This window comes from Mucilaginibacter sp. FW306-07-L (genome assembly GCF_058782065.1).
In genome coordinates this window covers 1,661,672-1,678,390 of the sequence record NZ_JBYSXI010000001.1, presented here as the reverse complement: position 1 = coordinate 1,678,390, position 16,719 = coordinate 1,661,672, and the positions used below count along the sequence as shown (strand labels likewise).

Below are 16,719 nucleotides of genomic sequence, written 5' to 3'. Positions count from 1 at the left end.
CACCTCTAAAATGTCTAAAATGGATCACAAAAAAGACCATGGTAAAATGGACAAGATGAAAAAGTCGGACAAGATGGATAAAATGAAAAAGGACACCAGTAAAATGTAATTCACTCAGCCCGGCGGGTTGTCGCCCGCCGGCTTTTTAACGCACTTAAAATGAATTTGACCATCGTAAAAATATTTATCATCATCGGCATCGCCGCAACCTCACTCTTCGCGGCTCTTCCGCTTAGGGCAGCCGTTTTTACTACAAGCATTACCGATACGCTTAAAACACAGCCCTATCCCGAAAAGGCATCAGACATCAGCCCATTGCTGATCGGCGAAAGCATTCCGGTGATAAGCTTACCTGCGGCCAACGGCAAGGTGTATGACCTGAATGCAGCCGTGGCCCAAAAACCCATTATCCTGATATTTTATCGTGGTGGCTGGTGCCCGTTCTGCAACAGGGAACTGGCAGGCATACAAGGTATACAGGCTGATCTGGTAAAAATGGGTTATCAGATCATTGCGATCAGTACCGACAGTCCTGAAAACCTGAGCAAATCTGCCGAGAAAGCACAGTTGAGCTATACTTTACTGTCTGATGCCGATCTTGCTCTTTCTAAAAAGATGGGACTGGCTTTTAAAGCACCTGCTGCTTACAGCAAAACGCTGGAGACAGGATCAGGGAGTAAAAACGTAGACAAATTATTACCGGTTCCTTCTGTATTCATCCTGGACAAAAAAGGTGTTATTCAATTTGAATATATCAACCCGGATTATAGCCAGCGTATCAGTCCTGAACTATTGATGGCTGTTGCCGGAACATTCATGAGCAGTATAAAATAAAGATGATCTTAAATACTCATAAAGTAATAAAGCCAGTTTAAGCATTACTTTTTTGATAAGCCTTCTTTCAGATACTTTTTTCCAACACCGGTAAACAGTAAAAATATTATCTATCTTTTGTAAGGAATTGTTGTATAGCCCGACTAAGGCAAAAACAGCAAGCCCCTGGCTAATGACGCAAAGTTTAACGAACCATAATACAACCGACCAGAGCGGTAAGCCACTGCTTGAGCCACGGCTTTGGGTAGAGCGGCATGCCGACTATTTGTATAGCTACGCTTTTGCGCGACTGAACAACGATGAACAATGCCGTGACCTGGTGCAGGATACATTTTTGGCCGCCCTGCAAAAAACAGATAGTTTCCGCGGAGACAGCAGTGAACGCACCTGGCTGACCGCTATCCTGAAATATAAGGTGATCGATGTTTACCGCAAGCGTTCAGGTGCCTTTAACCCTAAAGATACAGACGCCATATCCGCCGATGAGGAAGAATTTTTTGACCAAGACGATAACCACTGGAAGCAAGAGCACTGGCCCACGCTTTTCGGTGTGGAGGACAAAGACCCTTTGCATAACAAGGAGTTCATGAGCATACTGCAACAGTGCCTGCAGCGCCTGCCGCCTTTATGGATGTCGGTATTTCGCCTAAAGCACCTCGATGATGAAGGCACGGAAACGATCTGTGAGCAAATGAGAATATCCCCGGCCAACTTTTGGGTGATCATTCACCGTGCTAAGGTAAACCTGAGATCATGTTTGCAGAAAAATTGGATATAACATGAAAAGAATATTTAAAACAGAACTGGAGCGCATCGCTTATAACTGCCGAAAAGCTACTTTCCTGATCGAAAAGAAACAGGAAGCAACGCTTTCCACACGTGAAAAGCTGGAATTAAAATTTCACCTGGCAGGTTGTTCCATCTGCCGGATCTATCAACGGCAGAGCATACTGATCAATAACATGATGCAACAATTGTTTAAAGCAACGCCGGGCGAACTGAAACTGGATAGTAGCTTTAAAACAGGTTTACAACAAAAGATCAACAACCGTTTGTTAAGTAATAATTGATCCGGATATAAAAAAGCGTATGAAGATCATCAAAGAAAAACATTCACTGGCCATGCGCTGGGCCCACTGGGTAAATTTCCCGCTCTTGGGTATCATGATCTGGAGTGGCTTGCTGATCTATTGGGCCAATGATGAATACCATATCACGCTTTTTGGCCATCAGTTCGTCCGGTTCTTTCCGGAATGGTTTTACAATCTGCTGCACATACCGCACCGGCTTTCTGAGGGCATGGCCTTTCATTTCCTTTTTATGTGGTTCTTTACGCTCAATGGTATATTTTACATTACATACACCCTAATCTCCGGAGACTGGCGGCACCTCTGGCCGAACAAGAATTCATTTAAAGAAGCATGCTTGGTATTGTTGCATGACCTTCACCTTCGCAAAACAGCGCCGCCGCAAGGTAAGTATAATGCGGCTCAGCGCATCGCCTACTCCGCTATTATATTGATGGGGGCCGGTTCGGTGCTGACCGGGCTTGCCATTTATAAGCCGGTGCAATTTAACTGGCTGGCTTGGGTAATGGGTGGCTATCACCTGGCCAGGATCTGGCATTTCGTGCTTACCCTTGGTTATGTACTGTTTTTTATCATACACGTTATTCAAGTCATACTCGCGGGTTGGAACAATTTTCGGTCCGTTGTTTCCGGTTTCGAGGTGTTGGATGAGCCTGCTAATCCTATAGTGCATGAAAAAGAAAAGAACTAAACAGCCGCTAACGATCGAGCAAAAGATCAAACGCCGGAACTTTTTGTCCTTCGGTATCTTCGGTGCTTTGGGCACAACTGCTTACGGGGGCTGGCAGTGGCTTTACCACTCGCCCGAGGAGAAGCCAGGAGTAACCGCGGGCGCCCGTGTTCCATTACGCCGGGCGTTAAACAAAACAGAGCTTTTTTTTCGACGGCTGGCGTTTAATGAAAATCACCTGGTAAAGACTTACCCGGTGGAGCAGGCGGCAAAAACCGTGAGGCACAATTCAGATATCGGTTCGGAGGGTGATATCAATATCGATCAATGGCGGTTAAATATCGTCAGGAAAGACAAAAGCATCCTTCAGATCACTTATAAACAAATACTCGCCTTACCCAAAACGGAGCTGGTATTTGACTTTAAATGCGTTGAAGGCTGGGATCAGATCCAGCACTGGGGTGGCTCACGCTTTAAAGACTTAATAGAACACTTTGATTTACAAGAGGAAGTCAAGCTCGGTTATGTTGGTATGATAACCCCGGACGAGCAATACTATGTCGGGTTGGATATGCCAAGCGCCCTGCACCCGCAAACAATACTGGCTTATGAGATGAACGGCAAGCCATTACCAGCGCAACATGGCAAGCCACTACGCCTTATCATCCCGGTTAAATACGGGATTAAAAACCTGAAACGTATTGGTACGATAACCTTCAGCGATCAACGCCCGCCCGACTACTGGGCCGAACAGGGTTATGATTACTACTCAGGTTTGTAGTAACCGTAAAATATAATTAACCATCTTGTAAGTTTCCGGCGTTTTTTCCGACCAAGGGAAAAAACAACATGATGAATTTTACCAAAGCCGGCTACACGCTTGGCATCATTGCAACAATCATTGTTCTTTTATGGATCGGTCTTTTCAAATTCACTCCTAGCGAGGCAATAGCCATTAAGGGCTATGTATCCAACAGCTTTTTAATGAGTTGGCTGTACCGCATTACGTCCGTACAAGGCGCTTCCAATATCATCGGTATTTACGAAATTGTGACCGCTATTTTCCTGATCGCCTCTTTTTGGAATAGTAAATCAGCCCTTATCGGCGGCTGTCTAACTATCTCTATTTTTCTTGGCACATTGAGCTTTTTACTTACCACGCCGGGCATCTGGAAACTCAGCGACGGGGTGTTGACCACAGATTTTTTTGTATTGAAGGATATCGCTTTCCTGGCGGTCGGCCTTCAGGTGATAGGGAGAGCAAGATAGCATGCAGATTGACAAAAAAGCATTAATGTTAACTTTGCAGTAAACTACAAAAGGGTAGTTCAGATCCTACATCTTTGGGAAAGAGCGCAGTGGTGACACCGCCTTTATATTTTTTTGGTCGTTTTAAATAAGTTTTTTCTAACATAAAAATAGATTTTATGGTGAATAAATATCAAAATGCAATAGAAATTTATTAAGATGAATGGCATTAAAATATTGTATATCAATATATTACATAAATTATGGTGAGTCAATTGCGTCACTAAGTAGGTGACTACACGAATGACTCACAAAATTATTAATGCTTTTTTGAAAATTTTGCGTAACCCTTAAAATCACAAAATCCTGTAAATCAATCGATTTACAGGCTTTTGTTGTTGTTTTTTATCACTATTGGCGGTGAGGGAGGGATTCGAACCCTCGGTACAGTTTCCCGTACGTCAGTTTAGCAAACTGATCCTTTCGGCCTCTCAGGCACCTCACCATTTATTTAAGTACGCCTCTTTTTTTGAGGTCTGCAAATATAGCAAAAGTGCATACCTGTCAAAAAAAAAAGTGAGGTTTTTTAATATTCTATCCGCACATGGTAAATGCTCATCAGCATTCGTTTAAAAATAGTTTTAATGGTTTCTATGTCCTTTAAGGTTATGTTGCTGTCTTTCAGTTGATCCTGATCCAGTTTGTATTTCACAATACGGTCAACCAGGTCGCTGATGGTTTTTTGATTAGGCTCCTTTAACGAGCGAGATGCAGCCTCTACAGAGTCGGCAAGCATTAAAACACCCGTCTCTTTAGAGAAAGGTATAGGCCCCGGATATCTGAAAATGTTCTCATCGATGAATTTTTCAGGGAAATTTTTTAAAAAAGACTGGTAAAAATAGTCCACACGGGTATTGCCATGATGGGTACGTATAAAGTCAGACACGATATCGGGCAGGTTCGATTTACGGGCCATATCCAGCCCTTTGCTTACGTGCCTTATAATAATCTGTGCGCTCTCATCATAAGGCAGCTTGTCATGCGGATTAAATGAGGAGGTTTGGTTCTCGATAAAAAAAAGCGGATTCTCCATTTTACCAATATCATGATACAATGCCCCTGCCCTAACCAGCAGCGCGTTGCCGCCTATAGCATAAATAGCGTTCTCGGCCAAGTTGGCTACCTGTAATGAGTGCTGAAAGGTACCCGGCGCTGTAAAAGCCATTTCGCGCAGCAAGGGCGAGTTGGTATTGGTCAGTTCTATCAACGTAATATCTGACGTAAGGCCGAACAGTTTTTCAAACGCGTAAATTAACGGGTAAGCTAACAAGGTTAGCAGCACGCTTACTGTAAAGGGTATAAAGTCCAGCCAATCAATGGTAGTTAAACTTCCCTGCCTGATGAATGATATACCCAAAAAAGCCACCAGGTAAGTAGCGGTAATAATTAAGGCTGAGGTTAAAAATTGTTCACGGCGTATCAGGTTTTTGATGGTATAAATAGCCACCATGCCTGCCGTAATTTGATAATAGGCGAACTCAAAGCTGTTGGGCACAAAAAAACCGGCTATCAGTACTACCAGCAAATGTATATAGAGTGCCAAACGGGTATCAAACAAAATCCTGATAATGATTGGTACAATACAATAAGGTATATAATACAGCGTAGGTATTTGCAGCATAATGGCAATTGAAAGCGTTGCTAACATGGCTGTAACTACCATTAAAATTAAACCTACCAAGCGGTTATCGCCATATATATCCCGCCTGAAGAGGTACAGGAATACAATCAGCAAGGTTATAGCCAGCCCCACCAGCAAAAAACGCCCCAGTAATACCAGATTACCGTCGCCCTCAATACGGGCATTATCCTCAAACGCTTTTTTGTACGATTGCAGCTTTTGAAATATATCATCATTCACAACCGCCCCTTTGGCCACAATGGTTTCGCCGCTTTGCACCATACCGCGGGTTACCGACAGGTTGTCTAAAGCCTCTTTTTCAAGTTTAGCGGTCAGCTTTTCGTCGTAGGTAAGGTTAACCATCAACCGGTCGCTGATCAAATCAAGCAGAAAAGCCTTGTCCACATCTTTACGGACATTCAGTTGCTGCTCGCAATAGTTTAGCGCACGGTCGCGGGTAAACAGATCATTGATGTTTTTTTCTACAGATACATTGTTATTCAGCACGCTGATGTTAAGTGCTTCGCTGCGCTGATGCTTTTGGTTTACCTTGACAATCCCCTTGTTATAAACATCGGTCAAAAGGTTTATACTAATAGCCTGGTATTTTTCCTTCTGATTATCAGGTAAACCGGCGGTATGCCATTTTATTTCCAGGTCATTTTTAAACCCTTCAATTTGTTGCTTGCCTAAGTCGCGGTCAAAACGATAGATAGGTGTAATACTGGCCAGTGCCGTTTTACGGTCATTCTCAATCTCCTGCGGGGTTTTAAGTATGGCAAAGCTGTAGGGCGATACCAGATCCTTTTGGTTCCATATCCTCCCCTTTTCAAATTCGTACCTGAACTGGGCCTGCTTGGGTAACGCCGCCACAATAAGGCATATACTGCCCAGTATCATTAAAAACTTAATGTTACGGGCGTATTTACGCCATAAAGCCTTGCGCCGGGATGTAGAGATTTGCACCATTTATGTAGTTAACCTCTCAAAAATAATATAAGTTTCTGTGTTGCGTGTTTTTTCTTGCATTTATCAAAAGGTATTTGATATCTTTATGATATCAAATTAAAATCAAAACCAACGTCATGGAAAACGAAAAAATTATTAATCCACCTTCGGGATATGCCACCTTTGCCTTGTTTTTGGCCCTCATTGCCGTGTCAGGCGTATTGATATGGCAAAACATACCTGCAATAGGTGTTATTATACTAATACTTGATTTTTCACTTGTGCTGCCGGGGCTGGTAATTGTTAATCCAAATGAATCAAAGGTCCTAACCCTGTTCGGCAAGTATACCGGCACCGTAAAAAAGGACGGCTTTTTTTGGGTTAACCCTTTCACGGTAAAAAAGAAGATCTCGTTACGCGCCTTTAACCTTAATGGCCAGCAACTTAAAGTTAATGATAAGGTGGGCAATCCTATTGAAATTGCGGCAGTTATAGTTTGGCGTGTTAAGGACACCGCCGCGGCGGTATTTTCAGTTGAAAACTACACCCAATACGTAAACATACAGAGCGAAGCCGCGGTACGCCACCTGGCAAACTCATTCGCTTATGATAATTTTGAGGACGAAGGTGCTTCAATAACCCTGCGCGATGGTGCCGAGCATGTAAGCGTGCTGCTTGAAAAGGAGCTGAACGAAAGGCTTGCCCGTGCCGGTATCGAGGTGTTAGAAGCCCGCATATCTCACCTGGCGTATGCACCCGAAATTGCCAATGCCATGTTGCAGCGCCAGCAGGCTACAGCCATAATAGCGGCCCGCAAGCAAATTGTTGAAGGCGCGGTAGGTATGGTTGAGATGGCGCTTGACAGGCTATCGGCTAAAAACATTGTTGAGTTGGATGAGGAGCGCAAAGCAGCCATGGTAAGCAACCTGCTGGTGGTGCTTTGCGGCGAACGCAACGTAGCCCCGGTTGTTAATACAGGCACCCTTTATCATTAATCAAAAAAGCCATGTTTGCCAAATTTGACAACAGGAATATCAATAAGCTATACATGCAAAGGCATGGCTGGCTTAAACCGGAGTATGAACTTAGTGATGATGTGCGCAGCTACGGAAAGCTAACATTTAAAACCATTTCCCTTAAACATGTTGGCTGGGCCGAACTGGCTGATGGTACACTTAACTTTAAGCTCAATGGTTTTTGGCGCAATCAAATTTCGGTTACAGATAGCAATGAGGCCCTTATCGGAACACTCAAAATAAAGCCGTTCAGTTCTACATCGGTTTTTACTTTGGCTAATGGCACCCAACTGTTACTTAAAAAAACGTCGTTCTGGAAGTCAAGGTACCAGTGGGAAAGCACCATGCATGGCCCATTGCTGCATATCCGCATCAACGCATTTTCACAAACGGATGAAATATCTGTTGAACAGAGCACCGCGCCGTTAAACTGGGTACCCTTGCTTACGTTTTTAGCTTTTTATCTCATCATTACCAAACAACGGCAGGCAGCGGCATCCGGCGCTTAACAGAGTAAACTAATGGCTGATAAAAAAGCATTTATATTACGCATAAACCCCGAAATGTTAAAGGAGGTAGAAAACTGGGCCGCAGAGGAGTTTCGCAGTACCAACGGGCAAATTGAGTACCTTTTGCAACAAGCTTTAAACACCCGTAAAAAAACTAAGAAACGTAAAGACAGCCAGCAATAACAAACCGGAACATAGTTATTATGTATAATTGCCGGCTGTTATTTACGTTTATAGATTTTGAGTGCCATACCATGAAGAAATTATTGTTTATTAGTTTTTTGTTGCTTCAACTGCCCGCTGTGCTAATGGCGCAAAACTTTGATGAGGCAAGAAATTTAAAACAACTTAAAATTTATAACGACAGCCTGAACCACTTAGGCAAAAGGATAATTAATGATGCGGATGACATGGAGCGCAAAAATGCGAATTACCAGTTTATACGCACCCTGGTAAGCGCTCTTAAAACTTCCAACTCCTTTAACTTTACGTTTGATAGTGTTAAAACTATCAGCGTGATCAACTCGCCCGACAACCGTTTTAGGATCTTTACCTGGCATGTAATGAATGAGGATGGCAGCTATCGTTTTTACGGTACGGTACAAATAAATACCGGGGGCGCTTTAAAGCTATTTCCGTTAGAGGACTACTCGCCCCTGCTTAAAAACCCTGAAGACTCGGTTACTGATAACCGTACTTGGTATGGTGCCCAATACTACAAAATAGTAGCTGTAAAAAGCGGCGCTACCCCCTACTACGTTTTATTAGGCTGGAAGGGCAACACGGTAAAATCAACCAAAAAAGTAATTGAAATTATCTCGTTTAACAGAAACGGCCAGCCGGTTTTTGGCGCGCCTGTTTTTGAGGGTGGCGGTAAAAATAAAAAGCGTGTGGTATTTGAATACTCGCGCCAGGCATCCATGCTTTTAAAATACATTCCCGCAGAAAACACCATTGTGTTCGATCATCTTTCTCCGCCCAACCAGGGCTCGTCAGGTAAACCTGAAACCTTTGGCCCTGATTTAAGTTATGACGCTTATCGGCTCAACAACGGTAAGTGGAAGTACGCTGAAAACCTGGATATGCGCAACATAGCCACCTCGCAGGATCAAAATGAATACATCGACCCTAAAAAGCAAGCTGTAAAAGACCGCCAGCAGGTACCAACAAGACATTAATATCTGCACCTTACAGCCTTACGGAATTTAAGCGAGCTTAGTGTAACACTTTCAACATTTAATTTTGATTTCATGGATTTATGCTATTTTCGCAAAACCTCATAAAATTTAAATGGCAGAAACATTAACCCCAGCTTCTACCCCGAAGGGTAAAATTCCACGCAGTATTCCTTTTATTATAGGTAACGAGTTTTCAGAGCGTTTTAGCTTTTATGGTATGCGCAGCATACTGGCTATATTTTTGGTTAACCAGTTTTTTAACCCAAACCATAACCCGGCGTTAACCACCCAGGCCGAAGCCCAGTCAAATTATTATAACCACCTTTTTTCAACACTGGTATATTTTACACCGCTGTTAGGCGCTATTATGGCCGACTGGTTTTTTGGAAAATACCGGGTAATATTAATGGGCTCGATCATTTATACCTTCGGCCATTTTTTACTGTCTATTTTTGACAGTTCGTTGAATGGCTTTATCGGCGGGTTGATTGTTATCGCTATTGCCGCGGGTGGTATCAAATCGTGCGTATCAGCCAACGTTGGCGATCAGTTCGATCATAATAACCAGCACCTGATGAGTAAAATTTACAGTTGGTTTTATTTCAGCATCAATGCCGGCTCAACGGTAAGTATATTACTTATCCCCTATTTATATGAGCATTTTGGTGCTTCGGTCGCCTTTGGCGTACCGGGTATATTAATGGCGCTGGCTACCGTGATATTTTTCACCGGCCGAAAAATGTATGTTAAAGTACCACCAAGCGGCATCCGTAAGGAAAACTTTGTAACTATTAGCCTGTACACCTTAAAAGCCAAGCTATCTAATAAAGACAAAAGCAAAAAAGCCTGGGACATTACGCAGGAAAAATACGGAAAAACAAAAACCGAAGCCATTAAAGCGGTTTGGAATGTAATGTCTGTATTTGCGTTCATCCCTATCTTTTGGGCCATGTGGGACATGAACAGTGCCGAATGGGCGCTGCAAGCCGCCAAGCTTGATCTTGACTTGGGTATCTTCGGTATACACATATTACCTTCACAGGTACAATTTGTAAATGCTTTATTCTTATTGATCCTGATACCTGTATTTAACTACGGCGTATATCCTTTGGTAGAAAAGATGGGTGTAAAGTTAACCCCACTTAAAAAAATTGGTGCTGGTTTATTTGTAACCGCGTTATGTTTTGTGATTATCGCATTAATTCAAATCAGTTTACAAAATGGCAACCAGCCTTCAATATGGTGGCAAATACTGGCTTTTGTGCTCCTATCGGCGGCCGAGGTAATGGTATCTATAACCGGGCTTGAATATGCCTATACCCAATCGCCGCCATCAATGAAAAGCACAATGACCGGTATATGGTATCTCACCTATTCGGTAGGTACCTTTTTCACTACGCTCATTAATAAAAACATTGCTAACAAGGGGCTGTTCTCCTATTTTGAGGGCGATAAATACTTTTGGCTGTTTGTGGGCATTATGTTTTTCTTTTTGATACTGTTTATTATCGTTAGTCCGTACATTAAAGAACGCAGCTATCTGATAGACGAAACCATAGCCAAAGGCCTGCATATACAAGGCGATAAAACTCAGGAAATTCATCCTGATAACCCGATTGTCTAAAAAAATTGTTTGCTTTGCATACTTTTTTTTAACGATAGCGTTTACGAGTAGTGCCTGATAGTATTGTAATAATTCCAACTTATAACGAGAAGGAGAATATTGAGCGGATGATTCGCAAGGTGTTCTCCTTACCGCATGATTTCCATATCCTTATTGTTGACGATGGCTCGCCTGATGGTACACAACTAATTGTTGAAAGCCTGCAGGCCGAGTATGCTGACCGCCTTTTTATGGAAAAGCGCGCGGGCAAGCAAGGGCTTGGCACGGCCTACATACACGGCTTTAAATGGTGCATTGCCCGGCATTACGATTTTATATTTGAGATGGATGCGGATTTTTCGCACAACCCAAATGATTTATTGAAGCTACGCCAGGCCTGTATTGACGGTGCAGACGCCGCCATAGGTTCGCGCTACATTAAAGGCGTTAACGTGGTTAACTGGCCCATGAGCCGTGTGCTGATGAGTTATTTCGCCTCGGTGTATGTGCGCATGATTACGGGTATAGCCATACAGGATTTTACAGCCGGGTTTATGTGTTACAAACGCAAGGTACTGGAAACGGTGCAGCTTGATAAAATAAAGTTTGTAGGTTACGCCTTCCAGATCGAGATGAAATACACCGCCGTTAAACACGGCTTTAAAGTGGTTGAGGAGCCTATTATTTTTACCGACCGCACAGCAGGCGAATCAAAAATGTCTACCAGCATATTTCGTGAGGCATTTTTAGGGGTGATACAAATGCGTATAAACAGCATCTTCCGTAAATATCCGGAAGGCTGAAAATCATGAATTTTTAAAGCACAAAAACCTGCAATCAGCGGGTTTTTGTGCTTTAATAGGGTAAGTAAACCATTTTGCAATTGCTTAACAAAAAATTATTCCGCTGATAATCTGTGAGCTATAGATCCATACACACATTTATCCTCATAAAGCCTTGCAAATAGCCTTTAAAAAACTACTTTTGCATGCGCTTCAGCAAAAAACCAAGTATGGCTTTAGTGAAAGCGGAGTACATTAAGATAGCGAAGGATAAAAATCGGATCACCGATAAATAAATAAAAAAGTTGTAAATAAACTTTAAATTTATACCTTTGCAAACCTTTACGGGATGTAGCGTAGCCCGGTATCGCGCCACATTTGGGATGTGGAGGCCGCAGGTTCGAATCCTGCCATCCCGACATATAGCGATACTAATCGAAGTAAAACCCTCTAAATTGTATGATTTAGAGGGTTTTTTTGTAATAATTGAAAAATTATACCCCAAAGAACCCCAAAGTAATATCAACTTCTACATGCCCTATATCGCACCCTCTTTTTAATTTGTAAAATTGTTCAATGCGTTTTTACTTGCAACCCGTGGTTGCCTGTAACTGATTTCGTGTTTTAATCCGTTTGTCGCAAAATGTATTTGCGTCTGCGGGGATAATATCAAATAAGTAAAACCGCGTATGAAAACAACAAATTCATTCAGTATTCTTTTTTTTCTAAAAAAGGATAAAGCAAGTAAAGGGATTGCCCCCTTGTATGTGCGAATCACCATCAACAAAAAGTTCGTCGACATTTCTTTGAAACGACGGCTCAAGTTAATATCCTGGGATCACAAGTTTCAAAAAGTAATTGGAGCCGATAAGGAATTAAAAGAGATACAGGAAAAGATCCGGCAGACACGCACAGAAATTAACTCCGCTTACGACAATCTTCGATACAATAAAGAAGTTCTAACTGCGGATAGCATCAAGACTTTTTCTGGAAAGTGGTGGTGAGGAAGAGCAAACGACTCTGCTTTTTCTAATGAACTATCATAACACTGAGGTTAAAAAGCTTTTGGAGCCAGGCACGATGAAAAACTACTATAGCACCGAGCGATATGTTAAAGAGTTTTTGGTTAAACGAAAAAAGCGCACGGACATTTACCTTTCTCAACTTGATTACAAATTCATTATTGATTTTGAGATCTACTTACGCCAACGTGAACCGGATAAAGGTCAGCGGCCGTGTACCAACAATACGATCATGAAGCACATCGAGCGGTTACGCAAGATGATCAACATCGCACTTAAAAACGACTGGATCGTTAAAGACCCCTTCCTTCGTTTCGAGCGGCACATGATCCACAAGGACAGGCAGTGTTTGGAATTGGAGGAATTGGAAACTATCAAAGCTTTGAATTTCGATATTCATGGACAAGAGATAGTAAGAGACACCTTTGTTTTTAGCTGTTATACAGGCCTGGCTTTTGCCGATGCATGCAACTTAAGTAGTGAACACTTAGTAACCGATATAGAAGGCGAAAAGTGGATCGAAATGGTGAGGCAGAAAACAGCCAATTTTTCCGGCAAGAAATTTTATGTTTTATTGTTGCCCGAAACTGTCGAACTGATTAAAAAATACAGAGGTCATCCAATGGCTTCTTATACCGGCACCGTCTTCCCGATCTATTCAAACCAGGCTACCAATCGCTACCTTAAAGTTATCAGCAAAATGGCGAATCTGAATTTCGCTCTAACCTATCACATCGCAAGGCATACGTTTGCGACTACCGTTACTTTGGAGAATGGCGTACCCATGGAAAGCGTATCTAAAATGCTTGGACATTCGAGCATTCGGACAACGCAGATCTATTCTAAGGTCAAGAAAAAGAAGGTTAGTACTGATATGAAAATCTTAAGAGATCGCCTGAAACAGGCATAACCGATAGTAAAGAGCAAGTTTGTGTTTTTGCTATACAAAAACTCGTTTCGCCTTAACGGCTAAACGGCAAACTTGCCTTCCGCGCCCGTTGGTTGCAGAAGGGGAAATCGAAAGGAATTTAAAGGATGTAGTGATGGAAGACCAAAAAATTAAAGCAGAAAAAGTAATCCGCAGTAAAGGCGGAAGACCACAAAAGAAAATAAAGCGGTGCCATATTTATATGATAAGGTTAACGGATTTGGAGCAATTTACTATTGCCACGAAAGCCAAAAACGCCGGAACTTCAATCAGTGATTTTTTTAGAAAATCGGCACAAAAGGCGAAAGTCGTTTCCCGGTTGACTACCGAAGAGGCAGGCAACATGCGAGTATTGGCGGGTATGGCAAATAACCTTAATCAACTTACACACCTGGCTCACTTAAACGGGTTACTTACCGTCCAAAGAAATTGCAGGTTGCTAATCGCTGAAATAAATGAATTGCTCAAAAAAATAATTGGCGATGATAAGGAAAGTAATTACAGGTAGAAGCTTTGCGGGGTGCATAGCCTACAATTTGCAGCGGGAGGAAGCGAGCATATTGGATGCAAGCGGGGTACGTACAACAAGCGTTAAGGATATCACCAACGACTTTAATTTTCAGCGTAAGCTAAACCCAAACTTGGGACAAGCTGTTGGCCATATCGTTTTAAGTTGGAGTGCCGAAGATAAAGCGAAGCTTAATGATGCGATCATGGTTGAGCGGGCAAAGGAATATATGCACAAAATGAAAATTAGAGATACGCAATATCTGATTGTACAGCATACCGACAGGCAGCATCCGCATCTACACTTGGTTTATAATCGCGTGGGTAATGATGGGCAGACCATCACAGACCGTTACCAGAAAGTAGTTAATGCGAAAGTATGTAAAGAGATTACCTTGAAATATGGCTATCATTTAGCGGAGGGTAAGGCACAAGTGAACAGGCAACGCCTTAAAGGCTCAGATCAAATCAAATATGAAATGTATGATGCCATTAAAGCGGCGGCTAAAGTTGCGCAAAACTGGCAGCAATTGGAAGTAGCACTTCTCAAGCAAGGAATACAAACTCATTATAAGTATTTAAGCGGAACTGACACTGTGCAAGGAATCAGCTTTAGTAAGGGCATCACTAAGTTCAAAGGTTCTGAAATTGACAGAAGCCTAAGCTTTGGGAAATTAGATCAGCTTATTGAATTGAATAAACAACATGATCAGCGGCAACAGATTGCGTCAGTAAATGACATAACACTTCCTAACCGCAACTCATTTAGTGACACTCAAGGAGCATCTTTATTTGGCAAACTGTTGGAACCGGACCACGAGCAGGACGCCCTAACACCATTTGAGTTATTAACAACCAAACGTAAACTTAAGAAAGGAAGAAGGATATGAATGACACACTTGAAAAGCTTGAGGCAATAGAGGAAGTATTGCAGCAAGTGATCGTGACAATTAACGCTTATGAAAAGAAAGAGGTTAAAATTCCTGAAATAAGGATACCTGACTATAAAAAGGAGTTGTGTGATATAAGCGTTCAACTTCATGAACTCAAGCAGAACAGAGACAATGAACTGATTGATAAGCTATCACATCAGATCCAGCAATTGCTTTTAACAAAGCAGCCCGTGAAGCAATATCGTTTCCTATTATTTCCCGAAACAAACCAGGGCCAATACTATAAAATTGTCTTCGGTCGCCTTATTCCTTGGGGCATACTGTTAGTGGTTATTACCTTCTTATTCTCATTAGGGCAAAAAGGATTGGAAGTTTGGAAAATAAAAAAGTATAACCAAGAAGCTGAACAGTATGTCAACGCTTGGAACTATCTGGATAGCCACACTGATACTAAAGTAGTGAAAAAGAAGATGGCTGAAGCCTGGCAAAAGGCCAATCAGTAAACCAGTATCAATATAGCTTAAGAATATTTCACTTTAAAAGTTCTCTTTTGGTGAACTTTTATTTAAATTTGTATAAGGATGAAAATTCATCTGATTAAAAAACAAACGCTGGAAGAATTTGCAAAGCTTCAACCGCGTAGTAAATCTTCTCTGGAAGATTGGACTGAAAAGTTAAAGCTTGCTGACTGGCAACAGCCCGGCGATATGAAATTCACATATAACACTGCTGATCTGTTAGGGAAAAGCAGTAACAGGGTTGTATTTGATATTGGCGGCAATAATTACCGGATGATCTGCAAATATGTGTTCGGAACAAAGCAGGCACATCTTTTTGTTTGCTGGATAGGAACTCATGCGGAGTATGATAAAGTTTGCAAACAGGGTGAACAGTATACAATTAATCTCTATTGAAGATGGAAACAACAGTTTTAAAATATACCGTCATAAAAAACATAAGCCAATATAAAGAGTATTGTAACCGATTGGAAGGCCTACTGTCTGGTGATATTAATAATGCAATACAGGATGAAATTGATCTGCTGACGTTGTTGATCGAAAAATTCGATGAAGAGAATAACACGTTTAAAGAGAGTGATCCTATTACCTTATTACGCTCCTTTATGCAGGATCATCATTTGAGGCCGCAGCATTTAGTTGATATACTGGGCATTAGTAAAGGTTATGTATCTGATATATTAAACTATAAAAAAGGACTGTCTAAAGAAGTCATTAGAAAACTGGCTGATTACTTCAAAGTTAGACAGGAAGCTTTTAACAGGCACTATAAGTTGATGCCTACTGCTGATACTTACACTAATCCAGGTTTGATAACTACACCTAAGCAAATTCACGCAGCTAAACATTAATTTTATAGTGTTATAGCCAATAATAAGAAGGATTGCTGCAATCGCTGCGGCAGGTTCCTGCGTTGCACCACGCGCTATCGCGCCGGGTTCAATTTTGTCACCAGCCTCGCTAAACAGCGCAGGAATACGCTCGTTCCTCGGCATACTTGCGAAGACTTAGTTAATAAATTTTATCATATTCTCACCGCAAGACGCAAAGATAGCCTGCACAACGAAAGCAGTAAAGGGTATATAAATGAGTGCAATTATATTTGATTATTAAGGTAGGCACTCACCCTTGACAGCTTCCGTTGTTTCCGCTTTTGGTTGCTTAAGCGTTGAAAATGGGATGGTATATTCAGAATCACCTACCTAAGGTGAAAAAGCTTCGGGGAGGAGGGTATGAGCGGATGTTCAAAATTAGTTGAGCTAGAATGGAACGGCTGTTGAATGACCCCGCTTTG

The 16,719-nt window shown here is 42.0% G+C and carries 20 protein-coding genes and 2 tRNA genes; 20 read left to right on the top strand and 2 right to left on the bottom strand.

From position 1 onward, the window contains the following. Positions 1-159 precede the first annotated feature (159 nt). From AC3WJC_RS07495 to AC3WJC_RS07470, 6 genes are all read left to right on the top strand, one after another. Entirely contained in the window at positions 160-834 is a 675-nt protein-coding gene (locus tag AC3WJC_RS07495; RefSeq protein WP_492398454.1) for a peroxiredoxin-like family protein, read from the top strand. A 172-nt stretch (positions 835-1,006) separates the two neighbouring features. After that, entirely contained in the window at positions 1,007-1,612 is a 606-nt protein-coding gene (locus tag AC3WJC_RS07490) for a sigma-70 family RNA polymerase sigma factor (RefSeq protein WP_492398453.1), read from the top strand. 1 nt (position 1,613) lies between these two features. Next, positions 1,614-1,904: a zf-HC2 domain-containing protein gene (locus AC3WJC_RS07485; protein ID WP_492398452.1), complete on the top strand. Its 291-nt coding sequence runs from the start codon at positions 1,614-1,616 to the stop codon at positions 1,902-1,904. A gap of 19 nt (positions 1,905-1,923) precedes the next feature. Continuing rightward, the gene (locus AC3WJC_RS07480; RefSeq protein WP_492398451.1) at positions 1,924-2,613 is read left to right on the top strand and encodes a cytochrome b/b6 domain-containing protein; all 690 of its coding nucleotides are present in this window, start codon (positions 1,924-1,926) and stop codon (positions 2,611-2,613) included. Then, on the top strand, positions 2,594-3,373 hold the full coding sequence (locus tag AC3WJC_RS07475) for a molybdopterin-dependent oxidoreductase (protein WP_492398450.1): 780 nt from the start codon (positions 2,594-2,596) through the stop codon (positions 3,371-3,373). The genes AC3WJC_RS07480 and AC3WJC_RS07475 overlap by 20 nt, the downstream gene beginning before the upstream one ends. A gap of 68 nt (positions 3,374-3,441) precedes the next feature. Beyond that, entirely contained in the window at positions 3,442-3,861 is a 420-nt protein-coding gene (locus AC3WJC_RS07470; protein WP_492398449.1) for a DUF417 family protein, read from the top strand. Between the two features lie 394 nt (positions 3,862-4,255). Here AC3WJC_RS07470 and AC3WJC_RS07465 read toward each other — a convergent pair. Together AC3WJC_RS07465 and AC3WJC_RS07460 are read right to left on the bottom strand one after the other, a co-directional pair. Then, positions 4,256-4,345, bottom strand: a tRNA-Ser gene (locus AC3WJC_RS07465). A gap of 81 nt (positions 4,346-4,426) precedes the next feature. After that, the gene (locus AC3WJC_RS07460) at positions 4,427-6,490 is read right to left on the bottom strand and encodes an HD family phosphohydrolase (protein WP_492398448.1); all 2,064 of its coding nucleotides are present in this window, start codon (positions 6,488-6,490) and stop codon (positions 4,427-4,429) included. Between the two features lie 116 nt (positions 6,491-6,606). Here AC3WJC_RS07460 and AC3WJC_RS07455 point away from each other — a divergent pair, with 116 nt between their 5' ends. From AC3WJC_RS07455 to AC3WJC_RS07390, 14 genes are all read left to right on the top strand, one after another. After that, on the top strand, positions 6,607-7,464 hold the full coding sequence (locus AC3WJC_RS07455) for an SPFH domain-containing protein (RefSeq protein ID WP_492398447.1): 858 nt from the start codon (positions 6,607-6,609) through the stop codon (positions 7,462-7,464). An 11-nt stretch (positions 7,465-7,475) separates the two neighbouring features. Continuing rightward, positions 7,476-7,994: a hypothetical protein gene (locus AC3WJC_RS07450; RefSeq protein WP_492398446.1), complete on the top strand. Its 519-nt coding sequence runs from the start codon at positions 7,476-7,478 to the stop codon at positions 7,992-7,994. Between the two features lie 12 nt (positions 7,995-8,006). After that, positions 8,007-8,177 carry a type II toxin-antitoxin system antitoxin gene (locus AC3WJC_RS07445; protein WP_492398445.1) on the top strand — a complete coding sequence of 57 codons (171 nt, stop codon included), beginning with the start codon at positions 8,007-8,009 and terminating at the stop codon, positions 8,175-8,177. Between the two features lie 71 nt (positions 8,178-8,248). Beyond that, a complete protein-coding gene (locus AC3WJC_RS07440; RefSeq protein ID WP_492398444.1) occupies positions 8,249-9,172 on the top strand; it encodes a hypothetical protein in 924 nt (307 codons plus the stop codon). Positions 9,173-9,284: 112 nt separating this feature from the next. Further along, positions 9,285-10,796 carry a POT family MFS transporter gene (locus AC3WJC_RS07435; RefSeq protein ID WP_492398443.1) on the top strand — a complete coding sequence of 504 codons (1,512 nt, stop codon included), beginning with the start codon at positions 9,285-9,287 and terminating at the stop codon, positions 10,794-10,796. Positions 10,797-10,846: 50 nt separating this feature from the next. Then, the gene (locus AC3WJC_RS07430; RefSeq protein ID WP_492398442.1) at positions 10,847-11,578 is read left to right on the top strand and encodes a polyprenol monophosphomannose synthase; all 732 of its coding nucleotides are present in this window, start codon (positions 10,847-10,849) and stop codon (positions 11,576-11,578) included. A gap of 324 nt (positions 11,579-11,902) precedes the next feature. Then, positions 11,903-11,976, top strand: a tRNA-Pro gene (locus AC3WJC_RS07425). A 270-nt stretch (positions 11,977-12,246) separates the two neighbouring features. Then, on the top strand, positions 12,247-12,561 hold the full coding sequence (locus AC3WJC_RS07420) for an Arm DNA-binding domain-containing protein (protein ID WP_492398441.1): 315 nt from the start codon (positions 12,247-12,249) through the stop codon (positions 12,559-12,561). A 28-nt stretch (positions 12,562-12,589) separates the two neighbouring features. Further along, the gene (locus AC3WJC_RS07415) at positions 12,590-13,489 is read left to right on the top strand and encodes a site-specific integrase (RefSeq protein WP_492398440.1); all 900 of its coding nucleotides are present in this window, start codon (positions 12,590-12,592) and stop codon (positions 13,487-13,489) included. Between the two features lie 133 nt (positions 13,490-13,622). Further along, positions 13,623-14,015, top strand: a complete 393-nt coding sequence (locus AC3WJC_RS07410; RefSeq protein WP_492398439.1) for a plasmid mobilization protein — start codon at positions 13,623-13,625, stop codon at positions 14,013-14,015. Then, positions 13,990-14,904 (top strand): relaxase/mobilization nuclease domain-containing protein, encoded by a 915-nt coding sequence (locus AC3WJC_RS07405; RefSeq protein ID WP_492398438.1) that lies wholly within the window; start codon positions 13,990-13,992, stop codon positions 14,902-14,904. The genes AC3WJC_RS07410 and AC3WJC_RS07405 overlap by 26 nt, the downstream gene beginning before the upstream one ends. Further along, positions 14,901-15,410, top strand: coding sequence for a hypothetical protein (locus tag AC3WJC_RS07400; RefSeq protein ID WP_492398437.1), 510 nt, complete (start codon positions 14,901-14,903; stop codon positions 15,408-15,410). The genes AC3WJC_RS07405 and AC3WJC_RS07400 overlap by 4 nt, the downstream gene beginning before the upstream one ends. A gap of 78 nt (positions 15,411-15,488) precedes the next feature. Beyond that, complete coding sequence (locus AC3WJC_RS07395) at positions 15,489-15,821, top strand: type II toxin-antitoxin system HigB family toxin (RefSeq protein ID WP_492398436.1); 333 nt, start codon at positions 15,489-15,491, stop codon at positions 15,819-15,821. Between the two features lie 2 nt (positions 15,822-15,823). After that, positions 15,824-16,276, top strand: a complete 453-nt coding sequence (locus AC3WJC_RS07390; RefSeq protein ID WP_492398435.1) for a helix-turn-helix domain-containing protein — start codon at positions 15,824-15,826, stop codon at positions 16,274-16,276. Positions 16,277-16,719 lie beyond the last annotated feature (443 nt).

Bases quoted from the DNA above. Each gene is read 5' to 3' on its own strand.
- AC3WJC_RS07495 (WP_492398454.1), top strand. From the start codon at position 160: ATGAATTTGACCATCGTAAAAATATTTATCATCATCGGCATCGCCGCA.
- AC3WJC_RS07490 (WP_492398453.1), top strand. From the start codon at position 1,007: ATGACGCAAAGTTTAACGAACCATAATACAACCGACCAGAGCGGTAAG.
- AC3WJC_RS07485 (WP_492398452.1), top strand. From the start codon at position 1,614: ATGAAAAGAATATTTAAAACAGAACTGGAGCGCATCGCTTATAACTGC.
- AC3WJC_RS07480 (WP_492398451.1), top strand. From the start codon at position 1,924: ATGAAGATCATCAAAGAAAAACATTCACTGGCCATGCGCTGGGCCCAC.
- AC3WJC_RS07475 (WP_492398450.1), top strand. From the start codon at position 2,594: ATGAAAAAGAAAAGAACTAAACAGCCGCTAACGATCGAGCAAAAGATC.
- AC3WJC_RS07470 (WP_492398449.1), top strand. From the start codon at position 3,442: ATGATGAATTTTACCAAAGCCGGCTACACGCTTGGCATCATTGCAACA.
- AC3WJC_RS07460 (WP_492398448.1), bottom strand. From the start codon at position 6,490: ATGGTGCAAATCTCTACATCCCGGCGCAAGGCTTTATGGCGTAAATAC.
- AC3WJC_RS07455 (WP_492398447.1), top strand. From the start codon at position 6,607: ATGGAAAACGAAAAAATTATTAATCCACCTTCGGGATATGCCACCTTT.
- AC3WJC_RS07450 (WP_492398446.1), top strand. From the start codon at position 7,476: ATGTTTGCCAAATTTGACAACAGGAATATCAATAAGCTATACATGCAA.
- AC3WJC_RS07445 (WP_492398445.1), top strand. From the start codon at position 8,007: ATGGCTGATAAAAAAGCATTTATATTACGCATAAACCCCGAAATGTTA.
- AC3WJC_RS07440 (WP_492398444.1), top strand. From the start codon at position 8,249: ATGAAGAAATTATTGTTTATTAGTTTTTTGTTGCTTCAACTGCCCGCT.
- AC3WJC_RS07435 (WP_492398443.1), top strand. From the start codon at position 9,285: ATGGCAGAAACATTAACCCCAGCTTCTACCCCGAAGGGTAAAATTCCA.
- AC3WJC_RS07420 (WP_492398441.1), top strand. From the start codon at position 12,247: ATGAAAACAACAAATTCATTCAGTATTCTTTTTTTTCTAAAAAAGGAT.
- AC3WJC_RS07415 (WP_492398440.1), top strand. From the start codon at position 12,590: ATGAACTATCATAACACTGAGGTTAAAAAGCTTTTGGAGCCAGGCACG.
- AC3WJC_RS07410 (WP_492398439.1), top strand. From the start codon at position 13,623: ATGGAAGACCAAAAAATTAAAGCAGAAAAAGTAATCCGCAGTAAAGGC.
- AC3WJC_RS07405 (WP_492398438.1), top strand. From the start codon at position 13,990: ATGATAAGGAAAGTAATTACAGGTAGAAGCTTTGCGGGGTGCATAGCC.
- AC3WJC_RS07400 (WP_492398437.1), top strand. From the start codon at position 14,901: ATGAATGACACACTTGAAAAGCTTGAGGCAATAGAGGAAGTATTGCAG.
- AC3WJC_RS07395 (WP_492398436.1), top strand. From the start codon at position 15,489: ATGAAAATTCATCTGATTAAAAAACAAACGCTGGAAGAATTTGCAAAG.
- AC3WJC_RS07390 (WP_492398435.1), top strand. From the start codon at position 15,824: ATGGAAACAACAGTTTTAAAATATACCGTCATAAAAAACATAAGCCAA.